Source organism: Vibrio sp. 1978 (assembly GCF_033344345.1).
Genome location: NZ_JAWPOP010000437.1, coordinates 1 through 718 on the forward strand (window position 1 = coordinate 1; position 718 = coordinate 718).

1 protein-coding gene is annotated in these 718 nt (G+C 50.6%); it reads left to right on the forward strand.

Annotated features, from left to right (window positions below; translation table 11 throughout):
- Nucleotides 1–718 (forward strand): UvrD-helicase domain-containing protein (locus R8N49_RS27095; RefSeq protein ID WP_318190446.1); only part of this gene is annotated, 718 nt, incomplete at both ends.

Genomic DNA, 718 nt, shown 5'->3' on the forward strand with positions numbered 1-718 from the left:
CAAAGGGCCTCGCCTTGTCTTCAAGGCCTACGCTAGAACGGACAAAACCACGACACTGGTGAAGTACGCCCACAACAACCTCGATTCACGTATCCTCTACTTGGCATACAACAGGGCTATCCGCGACGAGGCAAGAGAAAAGTTTCCTGCAAACGTAGACTGCAAAACGTCCCACCAGCTTGCCTACGCCACTATAGGAAGGGGCTACCAGCACAAACTCTCCGGCAACCTAAGGCTCACCGATATTGCCCAAGCGGTGAATACCAAGAACTGGACGTTTGCCAAAGATATTCTCGATACGCTCAACGCCTTTATGTGTAGTGCAGACATGCGGATTCTTTATACGCATTTTGCTCGCGCCGATACGGGTAAAGTGCTTACGTCCAAACAGGAGAGATACCAAATCCAGGTGGTCGAAGGTGCTGAGCTCATATGGAAACGGATGACAAACGTTCAAGATCCGTTCCCGACCGTACACGATTGCTACCTCAAACAGTATCAGCTCGGGATGCCGAATCTGTCTCGCCGGTACACCACCATTCTTTTTGATGAAGCACAAGACGCTAACCCCGTAACAAGTAGCATCGTCCTACAGCAGAACTGCAAGGTAATCCTGGTTGGAGATCGCCACCAGCAGATCTATAGGTTCAGAGGCGCAAACAACGCCCTTGATAGCAAAGAGCTCATGAACGCCGACCAACTCTATCTCACTCATAGC